Source organism: Nocardia sp. NPDC051052 (assembly GCF_044456045.1).
In the GTDB taxonomy this organism is placed as follows: domain Bacteria; phylum Actinomycetota; class Actinomycetes; order Mycobacteriales; family Mycobacteriaceae; genus Nocardia.
The window spans coordinates 80238-101766 of the sequence record NZ_JBITFL010000016.1; the positions used below are offsets into that span (position 1 = coordinate 80238).

Sequence of the window (21529 nt, forward strand, 5' to 3'; positions counted from 1 at the left end):
GCTGAGCTTCCTTAGGTGTTGGTCGGGATTTTGTCCGGTAGTTGAGGGACGAGCAGTCGTCGTGCCGCGAATCCGCTCAGGACGATCAGCACGCCCCACGTCACGATTACCGCGCGCACTGTCATGAACAGGGTGAGCGCGCCGAGGCCGAGCGCTACACCGAACCAGAGCGCCGACAGCACGAGTTGCGACATCGCCAGAATCCGCCCGGTGTGTTCCGGTGGGGCTTCGGCTTGGACCTGAGCGCGGAACAGCACGAGCGAGCCGAGCGCAGTGCCACCGACGAGCCCAGCGAACAACAGCGACCAGGGCAGATCGCGGGCAGTCGCGAGCAAGGTCATGGCCACGCCGGTGAGCAGCAGGGAACCGGCGAGGTATCGGTGGTTCCCTGCGAGGTTCGGCATTCTGACGCACAGCACGCTCGCGACGAAGGCACCGACGCCCCACGCGGCGTCGATGAGGCCGTAATCGGTTGCGCCCAAGTGGTTGTCATTGTTGACGAATGCCGGCAGCACGGCGTTGATGCCGGAAATCAGGCTGCCAGGCACTGCGACGAACAACGTGGTCCACATCAGCGCCCGGTGCTCGCGCAGGAGACTCCATGCTTGCGCCATGTCGCGGAAGAGAAGCCCGCTGGTTCGTTTCGCGGACGGACGTTGCATGCGCGGCAGGTGCATCGCAAGGAGGGCGGCGACAATCACCACCCGTCCCGAAATGCCGAGCAGCAGCGAGTTCGCCGCGCCGATGACCGGGATCGCCATCCCGCCCAGCGCCGCGCCGATGAAGACGCCCACCTGTGATGCCGCTTGCCACAACCCGTTGGCACGCAACAGATTCGCTCGGTCGAATAGTTGCGGCAGGAGCGCGCCGTAGCTGGCCGCCGAGAGCGAATAGAGTCCACTGACCCAGGCGCTGACCGCCAGCACATGCCAGATTCGCAGTTCACCGAAGGCCGCGAGTAGTGGGACGACACCGACGGGGAGGATCCGGCCCGCTTCGGTGGCGACGGTGACCGCGCGGCGCGAGAACCGGTCGATAAGTGGACCGCCGAAGAACGCGGCGGGCACGCCAGCGCCCGCGCTGAGTGCCGCCATGACCGCGAGCGTCATCGGTGTACCGCCGAGCACGATCACCAACCATGCGAGCACGACGATGTCGAGGCCGGTGCACAGGGTGGACAGGGTGCGGGCGCCGAGCAGGAGCCGGAATGCCGGATTGCGCAGCATCACATGGCCGTTCCAGTCCGCTGGATGCGCTCGAAACACTCGGCGAGTTCCGGTGGGCACATCGGACCGAGGTCCGCGCGCAGACTCTGCGCGGTGCCGCGGTTGTGTTCGACGGTGTCTTCCTGGGTCCAGCTCGATGGCGGGTGGAGCAGTATCGACCACACCGGGACCGGCTGGCCGCCACGCAGGAGTTTCTGGCGGTATCCGGCCACTCCGAGATCGATTTCGCGCAAGCCGCGCCGCAGACAGTAGCGCAGGGGTTCGTGGATCATCAGATTGAAGTACTCGGCGTATCGGCCGACCCGGTCGTAGTCGAGGCCCGCGGAACGACCGATCAGTGTGGTGCCGTGTTCGATGCACGACAAGGACCCGATCGCTCTGCCCTCATGGCGGCAGACGAAAGCGAACAACCTGTCCCCGAACACGGACCTGATCTGCCGGTAGCGTTCGACGAATTGTCTTGTGTCCCCGTAGGTGTCGTGTCGCCGCTGGGTTTTCTCCTGGAGCTCGGCGATTTCCTCGACATTGGCTTCCGTGATGGGTTCCACGGCAATGACGCGGCCACCCCGCTTCAGCAGACCGCGTTCCCATCGGACCCGGTCACGGTCTCGTTTGCGAAGCGTGTCCTCGTAATCGGCCTCCGGCACGGTCGGCACCGGCACCGACACCCGCACCGAGGTCAGCAGCGCGGGCCGGTCCGGCAGCACGGTCCGCAGCCGGGTCACATCCGCGCCGGTGAGATGGGGTATGAGTACCGTGCCCGCCGGTGCCGCGCCTGCGCGGTTCACCGCGGCGGACCACGCGGTCAGATCCCCAGAGACGACCGGTGTCGTGCCGTAGCCGGAGGCGCTGCCGACCACGGTGACCGGCTCCCAGCGACGCGCGACGGGATCGGACACGTGGCTGGCACCGCCGAAGAGCGTCCCGGGATGCAGATGAGAGTTGCCGGGTCCACTGTCGTACCGGAATATCGGCAACACGGCTCGAAGCCTGCCGCCGCTGTCTCGCGCGATCACGACGCTCTCGCGCGCGCCGTTCTGCCCCCGCATGGCCAGATTCCAGGAGCGCGAGGAGTAGAAGCCGATGCCGGTCGCCGGAGCCAGGTCGTCCCATTCCGCCGGGGACTCGGCGAGGCCGCATTCGGTGATGGTGAGAGCGTCCGCGTCGACACCGCTCGCAGTGCGGTGCGCGGTCATGCGGCAGGCCCGGTCATCGCGATCTGGTACCGGGGCACCAGACCCATCTTCTGTTTGAACGGCTCGTTGAGCCGCCCACACTCGGCGACCTCGACACCGCTGGCCCACATCAGCTCCAGCATGTCCCACCACATCCGGTAGTACGGACTGAACTTGATGTCGGCGCGGTCGCGCCGGTAGCCAGCCGCCCAGTACTGCAGCCGGGTCTTCTCCAGGAACGACACCCCGACCGACAAGGTGGCACCGTCGCGGTCGCGGACCTCGAGCACCCGGACAGGCTCGCCGAGCTCGTGCAGGAATGCCGCGAGTTTGGGCGGGTTGTAGTACTTCGGGGAGCCCGCCCTTGTCGCGGTGGCCGCTACGAATTCCATCAAGTCCGACAGACCCGGGTAGTCGGCGCGGTGCACAAAGCTTTGTGCCCCATGGTCTTCGGCTCGGCGAAGTTGACGACCGAACTCACGCCGCGCGGAGCCGTGCAACGAGGCCAGATACGTCGGCCGGTCCGGGGCGAGTTCGCGGGGCAGAACCCAGCGCGGCACCAGTTCCTGCTGCTTGAACCCTTGTGTCGCCAAGGACCGGATAGGGTCCGCGCTGCCTTCCACGTTGATGAACCCCCACTGCGCGCACCCGACTGCCGCGGCCTGCCTGCCGAATGCCTGCCCGAGTACCCGCAGGGACTCCTCGTCGCGGGCGAGCACACGCGCGCCCGGGCAATGCCACATAGGAGACAGGAAGGCCGATCCGCCCTCGCCCAATCCCAGCAGACTCAGCGGGTCACCCTGAACGTATGCGGGTGCGGCGGCGCGCAGCTTGTCCTGGCTGTCACGGACTTCCAGGTATCGAGGCCGCGCGATGCTCTGTACGGGGTTGCGTTCGTATGCTCGCATGAATCCGGTGGTATGGAACACCGGCGCGTCCAGGTCTTCGGCCAACTCGTCCCAGTCGGGCCCGAGATCATCGGCTGTGTGGAGTATCCGAACCGCCAGTCCTCCGGCGGTGGTCTCGTCCAGTAGGTCATACATCAGATAACTCCTTCGCTCGGCTCCCGCACGGCCCCCCGCGCGGGCGAAGCAGATCTCCCATCGCCGCCGCGACCGACGCCGAATGGAGAACAATGGGGGTGCCGCTGATCCGATTGGACGCCAGACCTTCCGCGACCACGATGTCGACCAGCGCCGTGCCGCCGTCGGTGTGGCAGCGTGTCGGCAGGCCGCGTGCGCGGAGCAGGCCCTGGATCACCTGGCCAAGAGCTTGGCCGTGCGCCCCGAAGAGTCGTCGCAGGGTCGCGATGGCGGAAACAACGGCGTCGGGCCCTCGTGCGTCGGCGAGGTCACCTGGTTCCGCGGCCTCGATCATGGTGGCCAACCAGGTCAAATTCAGGGCGCAGGCGTGACCGTGCCGCAAACCCAGATACGAGGTGAGCGGATAGGCCAGTGCGTGCGCGGCCGTGGTGCGAGTGCGGTCGATGGCCTGGCCGGCGAGGATCGCGGCTTCGCTGAGTCGATCACGCTCGGTGTGCGAGGGCAGCGGGTCCGCGTCGCGCAGAATCGGTATCAGCAGACTCAGCGCCGCCTCCGCGTACCTGCGCGACTGCTCGGTCGACCGGGTCGACCACAGCGATTCCACCGCGTGAGCCAGGGCATCGAACGCGCAACTCCAGGTCTGCGCCGCCCCGCAGCAGTCCGTCAGCGCCGGGTCGACGAGTGCGGTATCGGCCTGGATATCGGGGGCGTCGAGCGAGAATTTGCGACTTCCCCGGTAGAGCGCGGCGAATCGGGTCACCTCGCTGCCTGGTCCTGCCGTCGTCGGCACGAGTATCAGCCGCGCGTTTGCCAGCGGTGCGCGCCTGCCGTCGAGAACATCTGCGGCCGCGGATTCTTCGACGGGCAGGGCACGCGCGGCCTTCGCCACATCCAACGCCGAGCCGCCGCCGATACCGACCACGAGCTCGGCATCGCACACGTGCCGCGCCCGTGCCGCCGCCAGCGCCTGTTCGAAGGTCGGATTCGGCCGGAACTGGGAGAACAGCCGTGCCCCTGGCGGCAGCACGCGATCAAGCATGAGCCGCTTCGCCGTCCCCGCACTCGCGACGACGAAGACACTGCGCGAGTCCCACTCGGCGATGTCGGCAAGTCTGTCGAATGTGCCCCTGCCCGTGAGGATTCTGGTCGTCATGACTGGAGTCCAGTGGCGCGGAACCGCTCAGCGATCACGTCGAGCCCGATGTCCGCTGTCGCCCTGGGGTGCACCTCGTCCGGTGTCGGGGCTACCCGTAGCACACACAGCACAGGTCCGGACGATTTCAGTGCGCTTTCCAGAGTTTCGGCGAGCGACCGCTCATCCGCACAGCTCAGCACCGTGCGATAGCCGAGACCGATGCCGAGCGCGGGCCAGTCCATGCCATCCGAAGTAGAACGCTGGCAACCGGTCGACTCGTAACAGCGGTTGTCGACGACGATGTGCACCAGATTGTCCGCACCGGCCGCGGCGACGGTCGATCCGGTGCCAAGATGCATCATGAACGCACCGTCACCGTCCAACACCACCACGCCCCGGTCGGGCCGAGCGGTCGCCAGGCCGAGCCCGATCGCGGCGGCATGCCCCATGGAACCTTGCATGTACAGGGTTTCGGGCCGATCCCGTTCGTGATGTACCTGGCGTGACAGGTACCCGGTAGTGGTGACGAGCAGTTGCCCGGTCAACCGGTCGAGAAGTTCCGAAACAACCTTGGCGCGAGTCAATTCCGTGCTAGCCATCGGCCCCACCGTGGGCGGTGCTCCCAGATACGGTCCGATCGATCCTCTGGGTACCAATAGAAAAAACGGGCGATCCTCGGCGCGCGCCCGCGCCGCATCCGCCAAAGCCGCACCGAGGCCGTTCGGCCGGAGTACCTCATGTGCGACGCCGAGTTCCGTCAGCAACGCGCGACTGCTCGCACCCATCACCGCGTGCTGGGGTTCGTCGCCCGACGGATCCGGCCAACCGCGCAGGGTCATCACCACCAACACCGGGATGCGATAGGGCAGGACCAGCGAGGTGAGCGGATTGACAAGGTTGCCGAATCCCGAGTTCTGGCACAGGACCGCGGCCTGCGCACCCCCGAGCTCCCAGCCTGCGGCGATCGCGAGCGCGGCACCCTCCGACGCGGCGGGCATCAGGTCTCCGGCACGATCGAACAGTGTCCACGGTCCGGCGAGGTGACCGCACGGCACCCCGGTCACCCGCTGTACCCCGAACGCACGCAGCGCCGCCACCAACTCCGCCGCGGGCAGCGCATCGCTCATTTGGCGTTGCCCAACCACTGATTCATCCCCGACAACTCGAAAATGTCCTTCACTGTGGCGATAGTGGACTCGATCGCGGTCGTCGACCCGTCGGCGAGCACGGTCGCCCATGCGTCGCGCACCGCGCGCACCGTCGCCCGCATTCCCTGGTTCGCGTAGATCACCATGGCGATTCCCGCGTTCTTCGCTTCCGAGACGGAGAACTGCACGTAGGTCGTCGGCACGATGGCAACGGGGGCCCGGTGCTGCCAGCGATCCATGAACGAGAGCACCTCCGCCGACTCGACCGCCTTGGAGTGCACCAAAACCGCGTCCGCGCCGACGTCGACATAGTGGTGGCAGCGGCGAAGTGCTTCATCGACGCCGAGGTCGCAGATGAAGGCTTCGGTCCTGGCCATCAGTACGGTGTCCGGGAATCGTTGCGCGTCCTTCGCCGCCCGCAACTTCAACCCGAACTCCTCGGCGCCGAGGAGCTCCTGCCCCGAATCCACGAAGCTGTTCCGTTTTGGGAAAACCTTGTCCTCGATACAAACGGCGGCGATTCCGGCGGCTTCGTAGCGCATCATGGTGAACGCGGCGTTGCGGTCGTTACCGAATCCGGTGTCGCAGTCAGCTATTACGGGTAAGGACACCGCTCGTTGGATCGTCTCCGCGGCGGTCAGGAATTCCCCCATGCCGAGCAGGCTGATGTCGGGCAGACCATGCGCAGCGGAGATTTCCAGCCCGGATGCCCACACCGCGTCGAAGCCGGCCTCGGCGACCAACCGTGCGGTGAGCCCGTCATGGGCGCCGGCCACCCGCAGCAGCTTGCCATCGGCGAATGCCTGCCGCAGTAGCGCTGCCCGGATGCCTGGCGCCTGAGCGGTTTCCACGAAATTCTGGGTCATGCTTCCCCCTAGTCACTCTTGATGTCCGTTGTTGTTTTCGCCGCTCGCACGAATACGGCCAGACGGCGTGCGGCTTCCGACAGCACATCCGGCGGTACCGCCACGCACATCCGGAGGTGGCCCGGCAACCCGAAGGTCGAACCGGCCCGCAGTCGAACTCCGGCTTGTTCGGCCAGTACCGCGCACAAGAGGCGGTCATCGCGCCACTGCGGCTGTACCGCCGCGAGCGCCGACGCGTCGAGGCACAGGTAGATGCCGCCGCGCGGGCGTACTACCCGCAGCAACGGAACGTCGGCCATGGCCCGGATGGCGTGCACGCGTTGCCTGGTCACCCTGCGCACGCGATCCGGCATCCCGCTGTCGTTATCGAGTACCGCCGTGACCGCCGCCTGGGCCAGCGTGCTGACCGGGCCGGTTGTGTGTTCGACGACGCCGCGTACGGCCGCCGTCACTGCCGGATCCGCCCAGACCCAGCCGACCCGCACCCCCGCCAACGCGTGCACCTTTGCCGCGCCGCCCACGACAACCTCGTGCTCGTTCGCCTGCGGGCCTGCGGCGCCCTCGTCCCCGTAGGCCCAGTAGATGTCGTCGACGATGAGGCGAACGCCCAGCCGCCGTGCCCAGTCGCGGATCGCCGCCATCGTAGACGAGTCGTACACGGCCCCGGTCGGGTTGACCGGACTGTTGACGATCACCGCCTTCGTCGCCGGTGTGCGGGCGGCTTCCAAGAGGTCCGGATCCACAAGCAGGCCAGTCGCGGGCAGTCCGGGTACGAACACCGGATGGGCGCCGGCCAGCCGCATCACTTCCGGATAGTGACTCCAATGCGGCTGGGGAACAAGCACTTCTCCGCCGCGAGCCACCACTGCCGTCGCACAGAACAGCCCATGCCTTGCTCCGGCGGTGATGGTGATGTCGTCCAAGTCCGAGTCCGTCCCGCCGCGGTTCGCGTAATGGCCTGCGACCGCGGCCCGAAGCGCTGGTTCGCCGTATATCGGCGCGTAGCAGGTGATCTGTTCTTTCGAAACGACGTCGGCCAGCGCCTTGATCGCGGCGTCGGGCATCGCTTCGACCACCTGCCCCGAAGAGAGGTCGATAAGATCGCGCATTTCAGTCGGACAGCCGTATCCAGGTGCGCAACAACAGCCGCGTATGCGCGAAATCGTCCTCGAATTCCGTTCGACCGTGCAATAAAGACAGATTATCGAAAATAGCCAGCTCGCCCTCGCGCAATTTTCCCACCCGGGTGAGCGCGAGCGTTCCGATAATTCGATCCAACGTATCCAATGCCCGACGTTGACGGTCGGTCAGCGGCGTCGAACTGGAATGTTCGTGGCCGAGTTCGATATAACTACGCAGATAAGCAATGGCCTGCCGTTCGCGCTGCTCGAACAACACCGGTTTCCGCACCGTCGGCGGTTCGCCCCGCTCCTGGTCGCCACGCCGGTCGAAATGGAACGGCTCACGCAGCGTCTCCAGCACTTCGGGCCACTCCGACAGCGCACGGACCAGATCCCGGACGTGCACCACCTGTAGTGCGCCACCCCGTTCGGATTGGCGGACGCAGAGCAGGGTGAACACTTCCGGCGCCGGAAGTGGCGCCTCAACCCCGTCGGTGTGCAGGTTGCCCCCGAAACGGGAGTCCGAATATCGGGCCCGCTCGCCTTCGCCGATCGCAGTGCCACGATCACGAACGTCCTTGACGAGCAACCCTTCTCGGTTCTGCGGCAGCGGCGCACCGAGTAGGGACGTCAACCGCAGCAGCGCGGCTCTTGCCACGTCGATCTCCACCGGTATGCCCGTGAGGACCAACAAACCAGGACCGTCATCGACATAGCGGCGGAGCAGCTCGAGCAGCTCGAGCCGAGTCGCCGACCGCTGTTCGGGATCGAGTTCTTCCGCCGACAGCAGAAGCGTCCGCAGTGCGCCACTAATGGGCACTCGACATTCGTCGAAACCGTCGGATTCATAAGTAGCTGCGGCCAGCGCGCGAGCGGGCACAGAAGAATTGGACATCGAATCCCCCCAAGTAGTTTATCGAAAACAGCCGACGACCACTTTTGATCGCCGCAAATTGTTAACCTAAACGTAACCCTGGGTTAATTCGTTCTCCACTGTAGACTGCCGACTGCGGGCCGTCAACGGGCAGGTTTCGCCGTTGGTTCTATTAAAAGGTTTCGGACCGAATGCGCGGTTTGTATCGACGCTCAGGCGACATCACGCCGATGCCTCGCTATAACGGTTGCCGCTCAGTTGCATTTGCACTCGGTTGTGATCGTAACGTCATCGGGATTGCGCAGAGCTCACGCTGATGGGCTACGGGCGGGTATCACGAGACGAACACCCGATGTTTGCGATCGCGCGCGATCAGCGCCGTTATCACCGTTCTGATCGGTCGGCTCCGCTGACGCGAACTTCCTGTCAAGACAAAGGATTTGACGGCATCGACGGTGCCGTCGCAGGGGTGCCCAGAGCACATTTGGGGACACTGACTCGCCGCGAACTACTTCGGGACCAGCAGGTTCACCGTCTCGACCAATCGACGGAGCCCAGGCAATATGCTGCGTTTGTGACCGGAACCCACCCGCACAACAGCATCGACCCGACGACCCTGCCGACGACTTTCGTACCGGTAGAACTCGAAGGCGAGCTGTACGCACGGTGGGTAGACAGAGGTTACTTCGCCGCCGATGCCGCCAGCGACAAGCCCGCCTACTCCGTGGTCATTCCGCCGCCGAACGTCACCGGCCGCCTGCACATGGGCCATGCCTACGAACACACCCAGATCGACGCCATAACTCGCCGCAAGCGCATGCAAGGCTTCGAGACCCTGTGGCAGCCCGGCATGGACCACGCGGGCATCGCCACGCAGAACGTCGTCGAACGTGAACTCGCCAAAGAAGGACTCTCCCGCCACGACCTCGGCCGCGAAGCGTTCGAGCAACGCGTATGGCAATGGAAAGAACAGTCCGGTGCAGCGATCTCCGGCCAAATGCGCCGCCTCGGCGACGGCGTTGACTGGGATCGCGAACGCTTCACCATGGACGAGGGGCTGTCCCGCGCGGTTCAGACAGTCTTCCAGCGCCTCTACCACGACGAGCTGATCTACCGCGCCGAACGCATCATCAGCTGGTGCCCGCGCTGCGCCACCTCGATCTCCGACATCGAAGTCGACCACAAAGACCTCGACGGCGAGCTGGTCTCCATCCGCTACGGCGACGGTGCGGACTCGATCGTGGTCGCCACGACCCGCGTCGAGACCATGCTAGGCGACACCGCCGTCGCCGTGCACCCCGACGACGACCGCTACCGCCACCTCGTCGGCCGCGACATCGAACTGCCCCTGACCGGGCGCCGCATCCCTGTCGTCGCCGACGACCAAGTTGACCCCGGATTCGGCAGCGGCGCAGTAAAAGTGACACCGGCCCACGGCCCCAACGATTTCGAGATCGGGCAACGCCACAACCTGCCCTCGCTCACGATCATGGACGAACGAGCGACCATCATCGTCCCCGGCCCGTTCCAGGGACTCGACCGGCTCGAAGCCTGTAGCGCCGTGGTCGCCGCGCTGCGTGCGGAAGGACGCGTCGTCGCCGAGAAACGACCGTACGTGCACGCGGTGGGACACTGCTCACGCTGCGGCACCGCCATCGAGCCACGCCCGTCGATGCAATGGTGGGTCCAAGTCGCACCGCTGGCCGAGGCCGCCGGTGACGCGGTGCGCGGGGGCAAGGTCAGCATCCATCCACCCGAGTTGGCCGACCGCTACTTCGCGTGGATCGACAACCTGCGCGACTGGAACATCTCACGCCAGCTGTGGTGGGGCCACCGCATCCCGATCTGGTACGGACCTGAGGGCGAAGTCGTCTGCGTCGGCCCCGATGACACGCCGCCACACGGCTGGGTGCAAGACCCTGACGTCCTCGACACCTGGTTCTCCTCCGCGTTGTGGCCGTTTTCCACGCTGGGCTGGCCCGCCGACACCGAGAGCCTGACCAAGTTCTATCCCAACTCGGTGCTGTTCACCGGCTACGATCTGCTGTTCTTCTGGATCGCCCGGATGATGATGTTCGGGCTCTACGCCACCGGCGAGCCACCCTTCAAGGTGATAGCCCTGCATGGCATGGTCCGCGACAAGCACGGCAAGAAGATGTCGAAAAGCTTTGGCAACGTGGTCGATCCGATCGAATGGATGGACACCTACGGCACCGACGCCTTGCGTTTCGCTCTTGCCCGCGCCGCCAACCCCGGCACCGATGCACCGATCGCCGAGGAATCCGTCGAAGGTGCACGCAACTTCACCACCAAGGTCTGGAACGCCACACGCTTCGCCCTGCTCAACGGAGCCACCACGACCGGCCCGCTCCCGCGGCCAGAACAGTTGTCATCGGTTGATCGATGGATTCTGTCTCGACTCGATACCGTTGTCGCCGAGGCAGATACGCTCTTCGACACCTATCGATTCGCGAAACTGACCGAAACGATCTATCACTTCGCTTGGGACGAAGTCTTCGACTGGTACCTCGAACTTGCCAAGGCAACCTACGCAGCAGGCGGCGACCCGGCCGAAAAATCTCGACGTGTCCTCGGCCACGTCCTCGACACGTTGCTGCGGTTACTGCATCCGATAATTCCCTTCGTCACCGAGAAACTGTGGACCACTCTCACCGGCGCGGAATCCATCGTCATCGCGTCGTGGCCGACCGCCACCGGCTACCGCGATACGGTGGCAGAAGCCGAGATCGCCGAGCTGCAGCACCTCGTGACCGAAGTCCGCCGGTTCCGCTCCGAACAAGGTGTGCGAACCAGCCGACCGGTGCCCGCCCGTCTCGGACTGACCCCCGCACTGCTGCCACACGAACCCGCGATCCGGCACCTGCTCCGGCTCGAAACCGTCGGCAACGAATTCAGCCCGACAGCGACGTTGCCGATCGGTGCGGCTCGAATCAGTCTCGATCTGTCGCAAGCCATCGACGTCGAACGCGAGCGCCGCCGACTGGAAAAAGACGTCGCTGTCGCACAGAAAGAGCTCGACAGTACGTTGAAGAAACTAGGCAACCACAGTTTCCTGGCCAAGGCACCAGCGGACATCATCGAAGGAATTCGCGCCCGAAAGGACAAGGCTCAGAACGAGATCGACAGAATTCAGCGCCGACTCGAAGCACTGCTCGAGTAGTCATGCTGACGTGAGAACCATTGTCCGCCAACATCGTTGCTGTTCGGCGACTGCGACGGTTACGTTGTCATCGGGGCGCCAGCGTCCAAGAGGTCGCCGAGGGGCTCGAGGCCCATTGTCTGCGGCCACGAGCACTCGGTCTCCGGTTTCCAGGCGTGCCGCGTGGCGTAGGCCGGCCGGAAGCCATAGGTGGCACCGCCGGTGTTGCGCCAGCAACGATTTGGGCGACTGCCCGTTGACCGTCGGATAAGCACCGTAAAGGCACATGAGCAGCAGCAAACTCGCTGGCGTAAGGTGATTGAATGCCCGAAGTAGCGCATCCCAGTTCCGCGGTGCGTGTCGAACCGGCCGCAGCGCCGGGCACCACCGCAACCCCCGGGGATTCCGACCACGACCTGCTGTCGTTGGCGAACCAGCTGTGTTTCGCCCTGTACTCCACGTCACGCTCGATGACCGCGGCCTACCGGCCGTTCCTCGAGGCGATGGAAATCACCTACCCGCAGTACCTCGCCCTGCTCGCGCTGTGGGAACGGCCCGGGATGACGATGAAGGAGCTGGGCGAACAACTGCGCCTCGACTACGGCACCGTCTCGCCGCTGATCCAGCGACTACAGTCGCACGGCTTCGTGGAAAGCGTGCGCAGCGCCCACGACCGCCGCTCGGTGGAGCTCCGCGCGACCGACGCGGGCCTCGCCCTGCAACGCCAAGCCCGCGAGATGATCGAGTCGGTGATGGCGTCGGTCGGGTATCCGATCGACAACCTGATCGCCCTGCGCGATCAGGTCAACGCGCTCGGCGAACGCCTCGACGCGCTCGCCGAGGGGCGAAAGGAACGCTGAGGGTCAGGCGTCGAGCACCTTGACCTGGCGCTGCACCACCGGCGGCTGGGTGGACCACGGGAAGTTGATCCAGCGGTCGGTGTGCTTCCAGACGTATTCGCACTCGACCTCTGAGCGCGGCTTCTGATAGATCACCGCGCAGCGGACCTCGGCGACGTGGTGTTCACAGAAGTCGCGCACCAGTTTGAGGGTGGCGCCGGTGTCGGCCACGTCGTCGGCGACCAGCACGGTGGCACCGGCTAGGTCGACCGCCTGCGGCACCGGCGGCAACATCACCGGCAGGTCGAGGCGCTGGTCGATGCCGGTGTAGAACTCCACGTTCATGACGTGCAGGTTTTTCACGTCGAGGGCGTACCCGAGCGCGCCCGCGACGAACAGCCCGCCACGGGCGATCGACAGGATCAGGTCGGGCTCGAACCCGTCGTCCGCGATCGTGGTCGCCAACTCCCGACTCGCCGAACCGAACAACTCCCAGCTCAGCACTTCCCGATCCGCCATGGATCCTCCATCTCCCTCGTCGCGACTGCGCACAGAGCATACGAGTAGCCACGATGTGGCCGTCCGCACGGTCCGCCCGGGCGGCTCGGCTCAGGAGTAAAGGTCTTCGATGTCGGCGGCGTAGCGGTCGTTGATCGGCTTGCGGCGCAGCTTCATGGTCGGGGTGAGCACCTCGGTGCCCGGCTGCCAGAAGTCGGGCACGATGCTGAACTTCTTGATCTGCTCGACCCGCGACAGCTTCGAATTCGCTTGTGCGACAGCGTCGGCCACGATCTGCCGGACCCCGGGATCCTTGGCGAGCACGGCGGCGTCGAGGGCGACGCCCGCCTTGTCCGCGTACACCGCGGCCGCGTCCTGATCGAGCGCGATGAGCGCGACGTTGTACTTGCGGTTGTCGCCGATAGCCACGGCCTGGCCGATCAACGGCGCGAACGCCTTGATCCAGCTCTCGATGTTGCTGGGCGACATGTTCTTTCCGCCCGCGTTGATGATGAGCTCCTTCTTGCGGTCGACGATCCGCAGGAAGCCGTCGTCATCGAGGGCGCCGATATCGCCGCTGTGCACCCAGCCGTCGGCGTCGATGGCCTCGGCGGTCTGGTCCGGCTTGTTCAGGTAGCCCGTCATGACGATCGGGCCGCGCACGAGTACCTCGCCGTCGTCGGCGATTCGAATCTCGTTGCCCGGCACTATTTTGCCGACGGTGCCGAGCCGGACCTGTCCGGGCGGGCTCATGGTGGCCATGCCGGACAGCTCCGACATGCCCCACGCGTCGGAGGCCGCGATGCCGACGCCGTTGAAGAAGCGCAGTACGTCCGCGGAGATGGGGGCGGCGCCGGAGAGAGCGAGTCGCACGTCGGAAAGGCCGATCGCGTCGCGCAGCTTCGACAGCACCATGGCGTCGGCGAGCCGCTCTTGCAGGGCCAAGAGGGCCGGGACGGGCTTGCCGTCGAGGCGAATGTCGGACGCGGTGCGCCCGACGGTCAGCGCCCATTTCGCCAGCGCCGCTTTGACTCCGGTCGCCTCGGCCACCTTGGCTTCGATGCCGGCCTTGAGCTTCTGCCAGACCTGCGGCACCGCTCCGAACACGGTCGGGCGGGCGTCGGCCAGGGTCGCGGCGAAGTCGGCGCGGTCGGCGACGGTGGTCAGCTGATTGCCGGCCACCTGCAGGATGTAGAGCCCTGACCAGCGGTCGGCCACGTGCGCGGAGGGCAGGAAGGAGACGATCCGCTCGTCCGGGGTGATGCCCGCGAGCTGCTCGGTGCCGTCGACCATGGCCAGCATGTTGGCGTGGGTGAGCTGGACGCCCTTCGGGCTGCCGGTGGTGCCGGAGGTGTAGATGAGGGTCAGCGTGTCTTCGGGTTGTACTGCGCGCCAAGCGGCGTCGAAGTCGAAGCCCTGGACGCCGCGTGCCTTGACCTCGTCCAGCGTGATGGTGCCGTCCGGCGTGCCGTCGACGCACACGACGTGCTCGACCCGAGCACCGTCGGTGCTCGCGAATACGGTGGCCGCGTACTGCGTTTCGCAGACGACGACGGTGGCGGCGGAGTCGGTGAGCAGGTAGTTCAGCTGCTCGGGGGAGGAGGTGTTGTAGACCGAAAACGGGGTGGCGCCGAGGTGCTGCAGGGCGACGTCGATCGGATAGAACTCCGGCCGGTTGGTCATCAGCAGCGCGACCCGGTCGCCGTGCCCTACCCCGAGCGCCGCGAATCCCGCTGCGAGCGAACGGACTTGCTCGCCCCACTCGCGGTAGGTGAGGGTGCTCCGGCCGCCGAGGGTGCGCACCGCGACCTTGTTCGGGTCGCGGGCGATGGTGGCTTGGAACGCCGCACAGAGGGTGGGCGACGCGGACGCGAAGGTGGGCATACGATCTCCTGGCTCGATGGTCGCCGGTGTTCCGGCGGCTGGACCGTCAGTGCTGGTGGACGCCGACCAAGGCGTCGACAAAGATCTGGGCGAGCAGATCGACGTATTCGTCTCTGGCCATGTCGATTTCGCCGTTGTGCCAGGCGAGGGTGACGGCGGAGTTGCCGTGCACCACCACCAGCGCGGCGAGCGCGATGCGGGCATGGGTGTGCGGGTCGGTCTCGCCGTACACCGCGCAGACCTGGCGGGCGGCCTGCTCGGCGTAGCGTTTGATGCCCTCGGCTTTGCGCGCGGCGAGGTTCGGCAGGGTCGCCGCCTCGGTGTAGAGGCGAGCGCGGCGCGGTTCCTCCGCGAAGAAGTCCAAGAAGGTCGCCACCGCCACCCGCGCGCGCAGGAGCAGGTCCAGCGGCTGCGCCTCGACGGCGGCGACGGTGCGGGTGATCAGGTCGCTGATCATCGTCTCGTGCAGGGCGTCCAGGAGCTCGTCACGGTTGTGAAAGTGCTCGTAGAAGTACCGCTGGGTGAGACCGGCGCGCTCGCAGACCGAACCCATCCGCAGCCGCGCGACCCCGACCTCGGCGATCTCGTCGAGCCCGGCCTCGAGCAGATCGGCCCGCCGTTGGGCCCGCCGCTGCTCGGCGCTGACCCCGCGGAACGGGCGGACAACTGAGGACATGGGCGAATCCTGACACAGCGTCGTGTCAAGTTCCATCTTGTGGCCGGAAATCTCGATATCTCGGCCGTATCTACCGGCCAGCTGGCCGCTGAACAGTAAGAACTCGGTGGACGGTTCGGAAGTGCAGGTTCTACTGTGCCACTATGACTTTCGCTCGAACCTCGCGTCGGTGGCTGAAAACGACTGTCTTCGCCGCTGTCGTGACTGCCGTCGCGGCGTGCTCCTTCGGGTCCGCCGCGGCGGACCCAGGGCCGTGGTGGCATCCGGAGAAGGGGCTCAGCTGGCAGTGGCAGTTGCACAAAGAGCCGGTCGATACCTCGATCAACGCGCAGGTCTATGACATCGACCTGTTCGAGAACCAGGCCTCGACCGTGAAAACCCTGCACGATCAGGGGCGCAAGGTTATCTGCTACCTGTCGGGTGGCTCTTGGGAACCGTATCGGCCCGACGCCGGCGACTTTCCGGACAGTGTGAAGAGCGGCCCGGTCCCCGAGTGGGACGACGAGCGTTGGCTCGACGTCAAGCAGATCGACGTGCTGAAGCCGTTGATGGCGAAGCGGATGGATCTGTGTAAGCAGAAGGGGTTCGACGGTGTGGAACCGGATTGGGCCGATCTGCACAATCAGGACACCGGCGGTCTGGTGATCACCGCCGCCGAACAGCTGACGTACAACCGCATGCTGGCCGGCCTCGCGCACGATCGCGGGCTCGCCATCGGGTTGAAGAACGACCTCGACCAGGTTGCCACGCTGTCCGGGCTGTTCGACTTCGCGGTCAACGAGCAGTGCTTCGAGGAACGCGCGACCTGCGAGCAGCTCACGCCCTTCGTCGGCGCGGGCAAGCCGGTGTTCCATGCGGAGTACAACCTGAAGCTCACCGACTTCTGCGCCGACTCCGCTCGCCTCGGTTTCTCTTCCATCAGGAAGAATCGCGAGCTCGACGCTTGGCGTGAAACCTGCTGATTACTGGACTTTTTCGGCACTAAAGGGGTGACGTTTACCCGGTGCGCCGCGCCGATAAACATTGCGCCGGTATTCACCGACGCGTTTTGCGGGAATTTCTCTCCGGCTTTTCAGCGGGTAGGAATTCCGCCGCGACACCCGGTTTCAAATCGGACAAAGCGTCGCCCGATTCCGCTACGGTTCGCGCTATCGCGTGTTACCTCGAACCCTTATGGCCGCGTCGAAGCGCACTCCGACAAGTGCCCGCGCACACTGCGGCCGATGGACCGACACCGTACAGAATGGGGATTGTCATGCGCTTTCGCCCGGCCCGGATCGCAGCCCTCGCAGTGTTGTTCATCGCGGCGGCCGCCGGCCTGACCGCCCTCGCCTCGGCCGCCATCGCGGACGAGCAGTGGACGTATGTCTGCGACGACATCGAGGAGCCAGGGGAGGTCGGCGCGAAAGGGGCCGGGAACTGCCAGGCCGACAACGGCGCGCCGCAAACCGGTCCGATCAAACAGAAATTCAAGCTGCACCAGCGCGGCGTGCAACCGAAGCCTGAGATGGTGGCCGTCTGCGAGGGCGAATCCAAGAACGCCTACGGCGAAGCGGCCCTGCCGGGGCGGGTCGACGGATTCGGTTGCTACGTCTACGAAATGCGCTGAATACGCTACTTCGAGCCACGCTCGAGTCGCTGCATCGCCGCCAAACCGGCGGCGGACACGTCGGGCCACGGCGGGCGGCGGAACACCGCGAGCGTCGCGATCACCGCCGCCGCCAGCCCGATGAACTCACCGAACAGGGCCACCCGGGTGGTGTCGACCGCGGACTCCCACCGCACGGTGCCGTCGTGGATGACGAAGATCCCGAGCGGTGCCGCCGCGAACGGCCCGCCACCCACCCTGGTTGCGGTGATGATGGTGGAACCGTCGGAGGTTTCGTACGGTTCGCCGAATACCGGCACACCCGTCGCGCCCGGCTCGAGTCGTCGCACAGACCTACCGATGATGGTCATCTTCCCCACTCTCGCCACGTTTTCCGCGATCTAACAGGCGGCCCACCCACCCATTCGCCACCACCGTACCGCCGACGGTACGGTGGCAACTCTCGAACGGAGCGAGCTCAGGGCCGCAGGCGGTGGATGTCCCGGGGGAACAGCGTCGCCTGCCGGATGTTGTCGGCCTCGATGAGGCGGGTGACCCACCGCTCCAAGCCGATGGCGAAACCGCCGTGCGGTGGCATACCGTGCCGCATCGCTTCGAGGTAGGGGCCGTATTCGGCGGGGTCTTCGGCGCGCGCGGCCAATGCCTGGAGGTAGTCGGCGTGGTTGTGCAGGCGTTGGCCGCCGGTGACTAATTCGAGTCCGCGGAACAGTAGGTCGAACGAGTTCGTCCAGCGCGGGTCGCTCGGCTGTGGGTGGGTGTAGAAGGGGCGTTTGACCGCCGGATATCCCTCTACCGCAAGGAAATCCGAGTCGAACCTGGACTTCGCCCACTGGCCTAGGAGGCGTTCGTGCGCGGGGGCGAGGTCGGGTTCGGTGGGTGCCGCGCCGACGAGTTCGAGGGCCTCGCTGAAGTGAATGACCGGGATCTGCTCCGGCACGAACGGCAGCTCGGCACCGATGGTTCGCACTGCGGCACCGGCTTTTTCGCTGATCGAGTCGACCATCGCGGCGAGTGTGTCACGCAGCTGGGCGAGTACGTCGCGATGGTCCCGGATGAAACCGAATTCGACGTCGAGGGAAACGTATTCGGCGAGGTGCCGCGCGGTGTCGTGCGGTTCGGCGCGAAAGACCGGTCCCACTTCGTATACCCGCTCGAACACCCCGGTGAGCATCTGCTTGTACAGCTGCGGCGACTGGGCGAGATAGGCAGTCGACCCGAAGTAGTCCAGCGCGAACACATTCGCGCCGGATTCGGTGGACAGACCGACGATCTTCGGCGTGCTGACTTCGGTGAATCCGGCACCGTCGAGGTGACGACGGAAGCCGGACATCGAGGCGGCCGCCACCTGCCAGACCGCCTGCCGGGTGGGGTGGCGCCAGCTGATCGCGGCGTGGTCGAGCGCGGTGGGCAGGGTGACGCCGAGACCGGGCCGCCACAGCTCGATCGGCGGCGGTTCGGCCGCTGTGCCCAGCGGGTATACCGTCGGATCGACGATCTCGACGCCGCCGGGTGCTTTCGAGTTCGCGATCGCCATCCCGGTCACCCGGACGACAGTTTCCTCCGGCAGGTCCGAAACCTGTTCGCGGACTTGTTGGTCGGTCACCACGGCCTGTGCGAGGCCGGAGCGGTCCCGCAGCACGACGAATGTGACGGTCGCGAGCTGCCTGCGCCGATGGATCCATCCTTCGACGGTCACCGACCCGCTACCCGCGTGCAGGGCCGAACAGAGCGTGCGTGGCATCAGTTTCACCTCCTGGTTGCTATCCCCGGGAGGTGTGGGCGATCGGGTTCGTCGCGGTGCCACCACACCTTCGCAGCGCGATGCTCGCTGCCTCTGCTGGTCGAATTCTCAGTCGGTGACCGGCCGACGCGGCTCGGAGTTCGTCACGCTCGTCAGCGCCGCGGTTCTGATCTTAGCTGGCTGAATCTATTGCGCGAGCGATTAACAGGTGGTGCTCACTACCGATTGCCGCTCGGCGAGGACATGGCCGTCACGAGCCCCTTCGCATTGAACGCGACGGCGACTTCGACTCCTCGGCCCGCGATGCGCAGGTTCGAGGAATCGTGGTTGAACACGGCGTTCATGCCGCGTTGGATCGCGTAGCTGTGCAGGGCGCGCCGGTGATCGGGCAGTCCGAGTTCGAAGACGCCGTTGAGTGCGCGCATGGTTCGCGACGGCTCGGGTGCGGGCAGTGTGAGGTCGGGGTGCTCGATCAGTACCGCGAGGCGCGTGCCGCCGCCGACATCGCAGCTGTACCAGGTCCAACTGCCGGACACCGATTTCGCGAGCTCACCCATCAGCCAGGCAACCCGATTCGGCTCGGTCGGTGACCCTGGTAGCTTCGCGAACGGAACCTCGGCGCTGTGCAGTGCCGAAATCCCGTGTCGCAGCCCATAATCGCGGACGGAGCGGGCCAATTCGGTCACCTCCGGCGGATACCAATCATTGTTCGCCCAACTCCACAACCAGCTCCGCGGTCCGGGTGCCGCCGTCCCCAGTACGTGAAACCGCGTGCACGCCATCGGATGATCGCCGAAGAACTCGAACCGAGGCGGTTCATAACTCACCTGCCACCGATGCTCACCAAGGACCTCGATACTGTGCTCTTGATGTTCAAAAGACATTAACGCGGCATCATCGAGTAACTGTTCCAGCGTTGGTGATTCATGGTCGAGATAAGCGGTCACGACTATGAATCCTGTCGTACCGCACGACGCCGTGCACGCCCATAGAATTAACGTCCATTGAGTTCGCACGGAATTGGGTAGGTCGAATCTTCTGGCGAATTTTGACCGGCGTCGCGAAGCCGAACATCGCACGACTGCGCTGGGCAATTCCGGCACGACATGGCACGATCGGGGAGGTGACCAGCAACTCCGCCGATGCGTCGCACCTGCGCGACCTCGCGCGGCTGCGTCGCGTGCGCGACCGCATCGACCGGGAGTACGCGCAACCACTCGACGTCGAGGCATTGGCCCGCGACGCGCACATGTCGGCCGGGCATCTCAGCCGCCAGTTCAGGCTCGCGTACGGCGAAGCACCGTACAGCTATCTGATGACGCGGCGCATCGAGCGCGCGATGGCATTGCTGCGCCGCGGCGACCTCAGCGTTACCGAGGTGTGCTTCGCGGTGGGCTGCTCGTCGCTGGGCACCTTCAGCACCCGCTTCACCGAGCTGGTCGGGGTGCCGCCGAGCACCTACAAGCGCGACGCGCCGGCGGAGACCGCCGGGATGCCGTCCTGCGTGGCCAAACAAGTCACCAGACCGATCAGGAATCGAGAAGCGCCGGTGGCCGCGCCGGAATTAGCCTGATCACCATGAACATCACTATTCAAGCGAGCTTCCTCCCGCAGAACGACCCGGACGCCGCCGTCGCCTTCTACCGCGACATCCTCGGCTTCGAGGTCCGCAACGATGTCGGATACAACGGGATGCGCTGGATCACCGTCGGTCCCGCCGACCAGCCTGGCACCTCCATCGTGCTCTACCCGCCCGCCGCCAGCCCCGGCCTCACCGACGACGAGCGCCGCACCATCGAGGAGATGATGGCCAAGGGCAGCTACGGCAGCATCCTGCTGGCAACCAAGGATCTGGACGGGTCGTTCGAGCGGCTGCAGGCCAGCGACGCCGAGGTCGTCCAGGAGCCCACCGATCAGCCTTACGGCGTTCGCGACTGCGCGTTCCGCGATCCCGCGGGCAACATGGTCCGCATCCAGCAGCAGAGCTAGCTCACCGAACGAAGTCTGCGCAGGGTGGACGGCTCGAGATCGAGGGCCAGTTCGATCGGTCCGAGTTCGGTCGCGATGCGCGCGAACTCCGTCCCCCAGCGGCTGACCGCCTCGGCGCGATGCACCAGACCCCAGCTCAGCGTGGGATTTTTGTCGATCGGGAGGTACCCGGCCTCGCCACGGTCGTAGTACTTGATCGCCTGCCCGCACGCGAAGGCCACGGCGTCACCGGACGTGACCGCCCACAGCACGACCCATGGCAGTCGTACGCACGCACCGATACACCGTGGTCACCGGGAAGCTCGCACAGCTGCTCGAGCAGCGCAACCTGGTGCTCCGCGGGATCAGGGCGGCGAACGCGGCGTTCACCGCTGCCACCCTGGTTCGGCAGGAAGACGGGGCCTACCTCGATATCTGGCGCTGGGAGTCGGCCGAGGCGATGCACGGCGCGCCGGCCAGCCGGAACTGCCCGCTCGCCACGACCGCCGCCGCGTTGACCACCGAACACACCGTGCTCGACGGCACAGTGCTGGACGAGCGTTAAC

General features: G+C 65.8%; 22 protein-coding genes. 7 read left to right on the forward strand and 15 right to left on the reverse strand.

What is annotated here, in order from left to right; all coding sequences use genetic code 11:
- Positions 1-11: 11 nt before the first annotated feature.
- Genes ACIBCN_RS38265 through ACIBCN_RS38300 form a run of 8 tightly spaced genes read right to left on the reverse strand, consistent with a single transcriptional unit; the run spans position 12 to position 8609 of the window.
- Positions 12-1226 (reverse strand): MFS transporter, encoded by a 1215-nt coding sequence (locus ACIBCN_RS38265; protein WP_396996991.1) that lies wholly within the window; start codon positions 1224-1226, stop codon positions 12-14.
- Positions 1226-2422: a GNAT family N-acetyltransferase gene (locus tag ACIBCN_RS38270; protein ID WP_396996992.1), complete on the reverse strand. Its 1197-nt coding sequence runs from the start codon at positions 2420-2422 to the stop codon at positions 1226-1228. The genes ACIBCN_RS38265 and ACIBCN_RS38270 overlap by 1 nt, the downstream gene beginning before the upstream one ends.
- Entirely contained in the window at positions 2419-3444 is a 1026-nt protein-coding gene (locus tag ACIBCN_RS38275; RefSeq protein ID WP_396996993.1) for a GNAT family N-acetyltransferase, read from the reverse strand. Before ACIBCN_RS38275 ends, ACIBCN_RS38270 begins: the two co-directional genes overlap by 4 nt.
- On the reverse strand, positions 3437-4597 hold the full coding sequence (locus ACIBCN_RS38280; protein ID WP_396996994.1) for an iron-containing alcohol dehydrogenase: 1161 nt from the start codon (positions 4595-4597) through the stop codon (positions 3437-3439). Before ACIBCN_RS38280 ends, ACIBCN_RS38275 begins: the two co-directional genes overlap by 8 nt.
- Positions 4594-5706, reverse strand: a complete 1113-nt coding sequence (locus tag ACIBCN_RS38285; RefSeq protein WP_396996995.1) for a thiamine pyrophosphate-dependent enzyme — start codon at positions 5704-5706, stop codon at positions 4594-4596. Before ACIBCN_RS38285 ends, ACIBCN_RS38280 begins: the two co-directional genes overlap by 4 nt.
- Entirely contained in the window at positions 5703-6593 is an 891-nt protein-coding gene (locus ACIBCN_RS38290; RefSeq protein ID WP_396996996.1) for an isocitrate lyase/phosphoenolpyruvate mutase family protein, read from the reverse strand. The genes ACIBCN_RS38285 and ACIBCN_RS38290 overlap by 4 nt, the downstream gene beginning before the upstream one ends.
- A gap of 8 nt (positions 6594-6601) precedes the next feature.
- Complete coding sequence (locus ACIBCN_RS38295; RefSeq protein ID WP_396996997.1) at positions 6602-7702, reverse strand: pyridoxal phosphate-dependent aminotransferase; 1101 nt, start codon at positions 7700-7702, stop codon at positions 6602-6604.
- A 1-nt stretch (position 7703) separates the two neighbouring features.
- Positions 7704-8609, reverse strand: coding sequence for a TauD/TfdA family dioxygenase (locus ACIBCN_RS38300; protein ID WP_396996998.1), 906 nt, complete (start codon positions 8607-8609; stop codon positions 7704-7706).
- Positions 8610-9162: 553 nt separating this feature from the next.
- Here ACIBCN_RS38300 and ACIBCN_RS38305 point away from each other — a divergent pair.
- Positions 9163-11769, forward strand: a complete 2607-nt coding sequence (locus ACIBCN_RS38305; protein WP_396996999.1) for a valine--tRNA ligase — start codon at positions 9163-9165, stop codon at positions 11767-11769.
- A gap of 449 nt (positions 11770-12218) precedes the next feature.
- Entirely contained in the window at positions 12219-12608 is a 390-nt protein-coding gene (locus ACIBCN_RS38310; protein ID WP_396997119.1) for a MarR family winged helix-turn-helix transcriptional regulator, read from the forward strand.
- Between the two features lie 3 nt (positions 12609-12611).
- On the opposite strand, the gene ACIBCN_RS38315 is transcribed toward ACIBCN_RS38310, so the two are convergent.
- The 3 genes from ACIBCN_RS38315 to ACIBCN_RS38325 all read right to left on the reverse strand — a co-directional run bounded on the left by ACIBCN_RS38315 (position 12612) and on the right by ACIBCN_RS38325 (position 15645).
- Entirely contained in the window at positions 12612-13106 is a 495-nt protein-coding gene (locus ACIBCN_RS38315) for a phosphoribosyltransferase (protein ID WP_396997000.1), read from the reverse strand.
- 90 nt (positions 13107-13196) lie between these two features.
- Entirely contained in the window at positions 13197-14969 is a 1773-nt protein-coding gene (locus ACIBCN_RS38320) for an AMP-dependent synthetase/ligase (protein ID WP_396997001.1), read from the reverse strand.
- A gap of 46 nt (positions 14970-15015) precedes the next feature.
- Positions 15016-15645: a TetR/AcrR family transcriptional regulator gene (locus tag ACIBCN_RS38325; protein WP_396997002.1), complete on the reverse strand. Its 630-nt coding sequence runs from the start codon at positions 15643-15645 to the stop codon at positions 15016-15018.
- A gap of 143 nt (positions 15646-15788) precedes the next feature.
- Between ACIBCN_RS38325 and ACIBCN_RS38330 the strand changes: the two genes are divergently transcribed.
- Together ACIBCN_RS38330 and ACIBCN_RS38335 are read left to right on the forward strand one after the other, a co-directional pair.
- A complete protein-coding gene (locus tag ACIBCN_RS38330; RefSeq protein ID WP_396997003.1) occupies positions 15789-16607 on the forward strand; it encodes an endo alpha-1,4 polygalactosaminidase in 819 nt (272 codons plus the stop codon).
- A gap of 293 nt (positions 16608-16900) precedes the next feature.
- Entirely contained in the window at positions 16901-17254 is a 354-nt protein-coding gene (locus ACIBCN_RS38335) for a hypothetical protein (RefSeq protein WP_396997004.1), read from the forward strand.
- A gap of 5 nt (positions 17255-17259) precedes the next feature.
- On the opposite strand, the gene ACIBCN_RS38340 is transcribed toward ACIBCN_RS38335, so the two are convergent.
- The 3 genes from ACIBCN_RS38340 to ACIBCN_RS38350 all read right to left on the reverse strand — a co-directional run bounded on the left by ACIBCN_RS38340 (position 17260) and on the right by ACIBCN_RS38350 (position 20227).
- Positions 17260-17604 (reverse strand): hypothetical protein, encoded by a 345-nt coding sequence (locus tag ACIBCN_RS38340; RefSeq protein WP_396997005.1) that lies wholly within the window; start codon positions 17602-17604, stop codon positions 17260-17262.
- Positions 17605-17711: 107 nt separating this feature from the next.
- Complete coding sequence (gene aspS, locus ACIBCN_RS38345) at positions 17712-18995, reverse strand: aspartate--tRNA(Asn) ligase (protein ID WP_396997007.1); 1284 nt, start codon at positions 18993-18995, stop codon at positions 17712-17714.
- A 218-nt stretch (positions 18996-19213) separates the two neighbouring features.
- Positions 19214-20227, reverse strand: coding sequence for a DUF6882 domain-containing protein (locus ACIBCN_RS38350; RefSeq protein WP_396997008.1), 1014 nt, complete (start codon positions 20225-20227; stop codon positions 19214-19216).
- On the opposite strand from ACIBCN_RS38350, the gene ACIBCN_RS38355 reads away from it, so the two are divergent.
- Positions 20119-20568, forward strand: coding sequence for a helix-turn-helix transcriptional regulator (locus ACIBCN_RS38355; RefSeq protein ID WP_396997010.1), 450 nt, complete (start codon positions 20119-20121; stop codon positions 20566-20568). The two genes, ACIBCN_RS38350 and ACIBCN_RS38355, sit on opposite strands and share 109 nt — an antisense overlap.
- A gap of 5 nt (positions 20569-20573) precedes the next feature.
- Entirely contained in the window at positions 20574-20984 is a 411-nt protein-coding gene (locus ACIBCN_RS38360; RefSeq protein WP_396997012.1) for a VOC family protein, read from the forward strand.
- Here ACIBCN_RS38360 and ACIBCN_RS38365 read toward each other — a convergent pair.
- Positions 20981-21235, reverse strand: coding sequence for a hypothetical protein (locus tag ACIBCN_RS38365; protein WP_396997013.1), 255 nt, complete (start codon positions 21233-21235; stop codon positions 20981-20983). The two genes, ACIBCN_RS38360 and ACIBCN_RS38365, sit on opposite strands and share 4 nt — an antisense overlap.
- 5 nt (positions 21236-21240) lie before the next feature.
- Here ACIBCN_RS38365 and ACIBCN_RS38370 point away from each other — a divergent pair, with 5 nt between their 5' ends.
- A complete protein-coding gene (locus ACIBCN_RS38370; RefSeq protein WP_396997014.1) occupies positions 21241-21528 on the forward strand; it encodes a hypothetical protein in 288 nt (95 codons plus the stop codon).
- The last annotated feature ends 1 nt before the right edge of the window (position 21529 follow it).

Bases quoted from the DNA above. Each gene is read 5' to 3' on its own strand.
- ACIBCN_RS38265 (WP_396996991.1), bottom strand. From the start codon at position 1,226: ATGCTGCGCAATCCGGCATTCCGGCTCCTGCTCGGCGCCCGCACCCTG.
- ACIBCN_RS38270 (WP_396996992.1), bottom strand. From the start codon at position 2,422: ATGACCGCGCACCGCACTGCGAGCGGTGTCGACGCGGACGCTCTCACC.
- ACIBCN_RS38275 (WP_396996993.1), bottom strand. From the start codon at position 3,444: ATGTATGACCTACTGGACGAGACCACCGCCGGAGGACTGGCGGTTCGG.
- ACIBCN_RS38280 (WP_396996994.1), bottom strand. From the start codon at position 4,597: ATGACGACCAGAATCCTCACGGGCAGGGGCACATTCGACAGACTTGCC.
- ACIBCN_RS38285 (WP_396996995.1), bottom strand. From the start codon at position 5,706: ATGAGCGATGCGCTGCCCGCGGCGGAGTTGGTGGCGGCGCTGCGTGCG.
- ACIBCN_RS38290 (WP_396996996.1), bottom strand. From the start codon at position 6,593: ATGACCCAGAATTTCGTGGAAACCGCTCAGGCGCCAGGCATCCGGGCA.
- ACIBCN_RS38295 (WP_396996997.1), bottom strand. From the start codon at position 7,702: ATGCGCGATCTTATCGACCTCTCTTCGGGGCAGGTGGTCGAAGCGATG.
- ACIBCN_RS38300 (WP_396996998.1), bottom strand. From the start codon at position 8,609: ATGTCCAATTCTTCTGTGCCCGCTCGCGCGCTGGCCGCAGCTACTTAT.
- ACIBCN_RS38310 (WP_396997119.1), top strand. From the start codon at position 12,219: ATGACCGCGGCCTACCGGCCGTTCCTCGAGGCGATGGAAATCACCTAC.
- ACIBCN_RS38315 (WP_396997000.1), bottom strand. From the start codon at position 13,106: ATGGCGGATCGGGAAGTGCTGAGCTGGGAGTTGTTCGGTTCGGCGAGT.
- ACIBCN_RS38320 (WP_396997001.1), bottom strand. From the start codon at position 14,969: ATGCCCACCTTCGCGTCCGCGTCGCCCACCCTCTGTGCGGCGTTCCAA.
- ACIBCN_RS38325 (WP_396997002.1), bottom strand. From the start codon at position 15,645: ATGTCCTCAGTTGTCCGCCCGTTCCGCGGGGTCAGCGCCGAGCAGCGG.
- ACIBCN_RS38330 (WP_396997003.1), top strand. From the start codon at position 15,789: ATGACTTTCGCTCGAACCTCGCGTCGGTGGCTGAAAACGACTGTCTTC.
- ACIBCN_RS38335 (WP_396997004.1), top strand. From the start codon at position 16,901: ATGCGCTTTCGCCCGGCCCGGATCGCAGCCCTCGCAGTGTTGTTCATC.
- ACIBCN_RS38340 (WP_396997005.1), bottom strand. From the start codon at position 17,604: ATGACCATCATCGGTAGGTCTGTGCGACGACTCGAGCCGGGCGCGACG.
- aspS (WP_396997007.1), bottom strand. From the start codon at position 18,995: ATGCCACGCACGCTCTGTTCGGCCCTGCACGCGGGTAGCGGGTCGGTG.
- ACIBCN_RS38350 (WP_396997008.1), bottom strand. From the start codon at position 20,227: ATGCCTCGACGTCGAGTGGTTGCGCGTACTCCCGGTCGATGCGGTCGC.
- ACIBCN_RS38360 (WP_396997012.1), top strand. From the start codon at position 20,574: ATGAACATCACTATTCAAGCGAGCTTCCTCCCGCAGAACGACCCGGAC.
- ACIBCN_RS38370 (WP_396997014.1), top strand. From the start codon at position 21,241: ATGGCAGTCGTACGCACGCACCGATACACCGTGGTCACCGGGAAGCTC.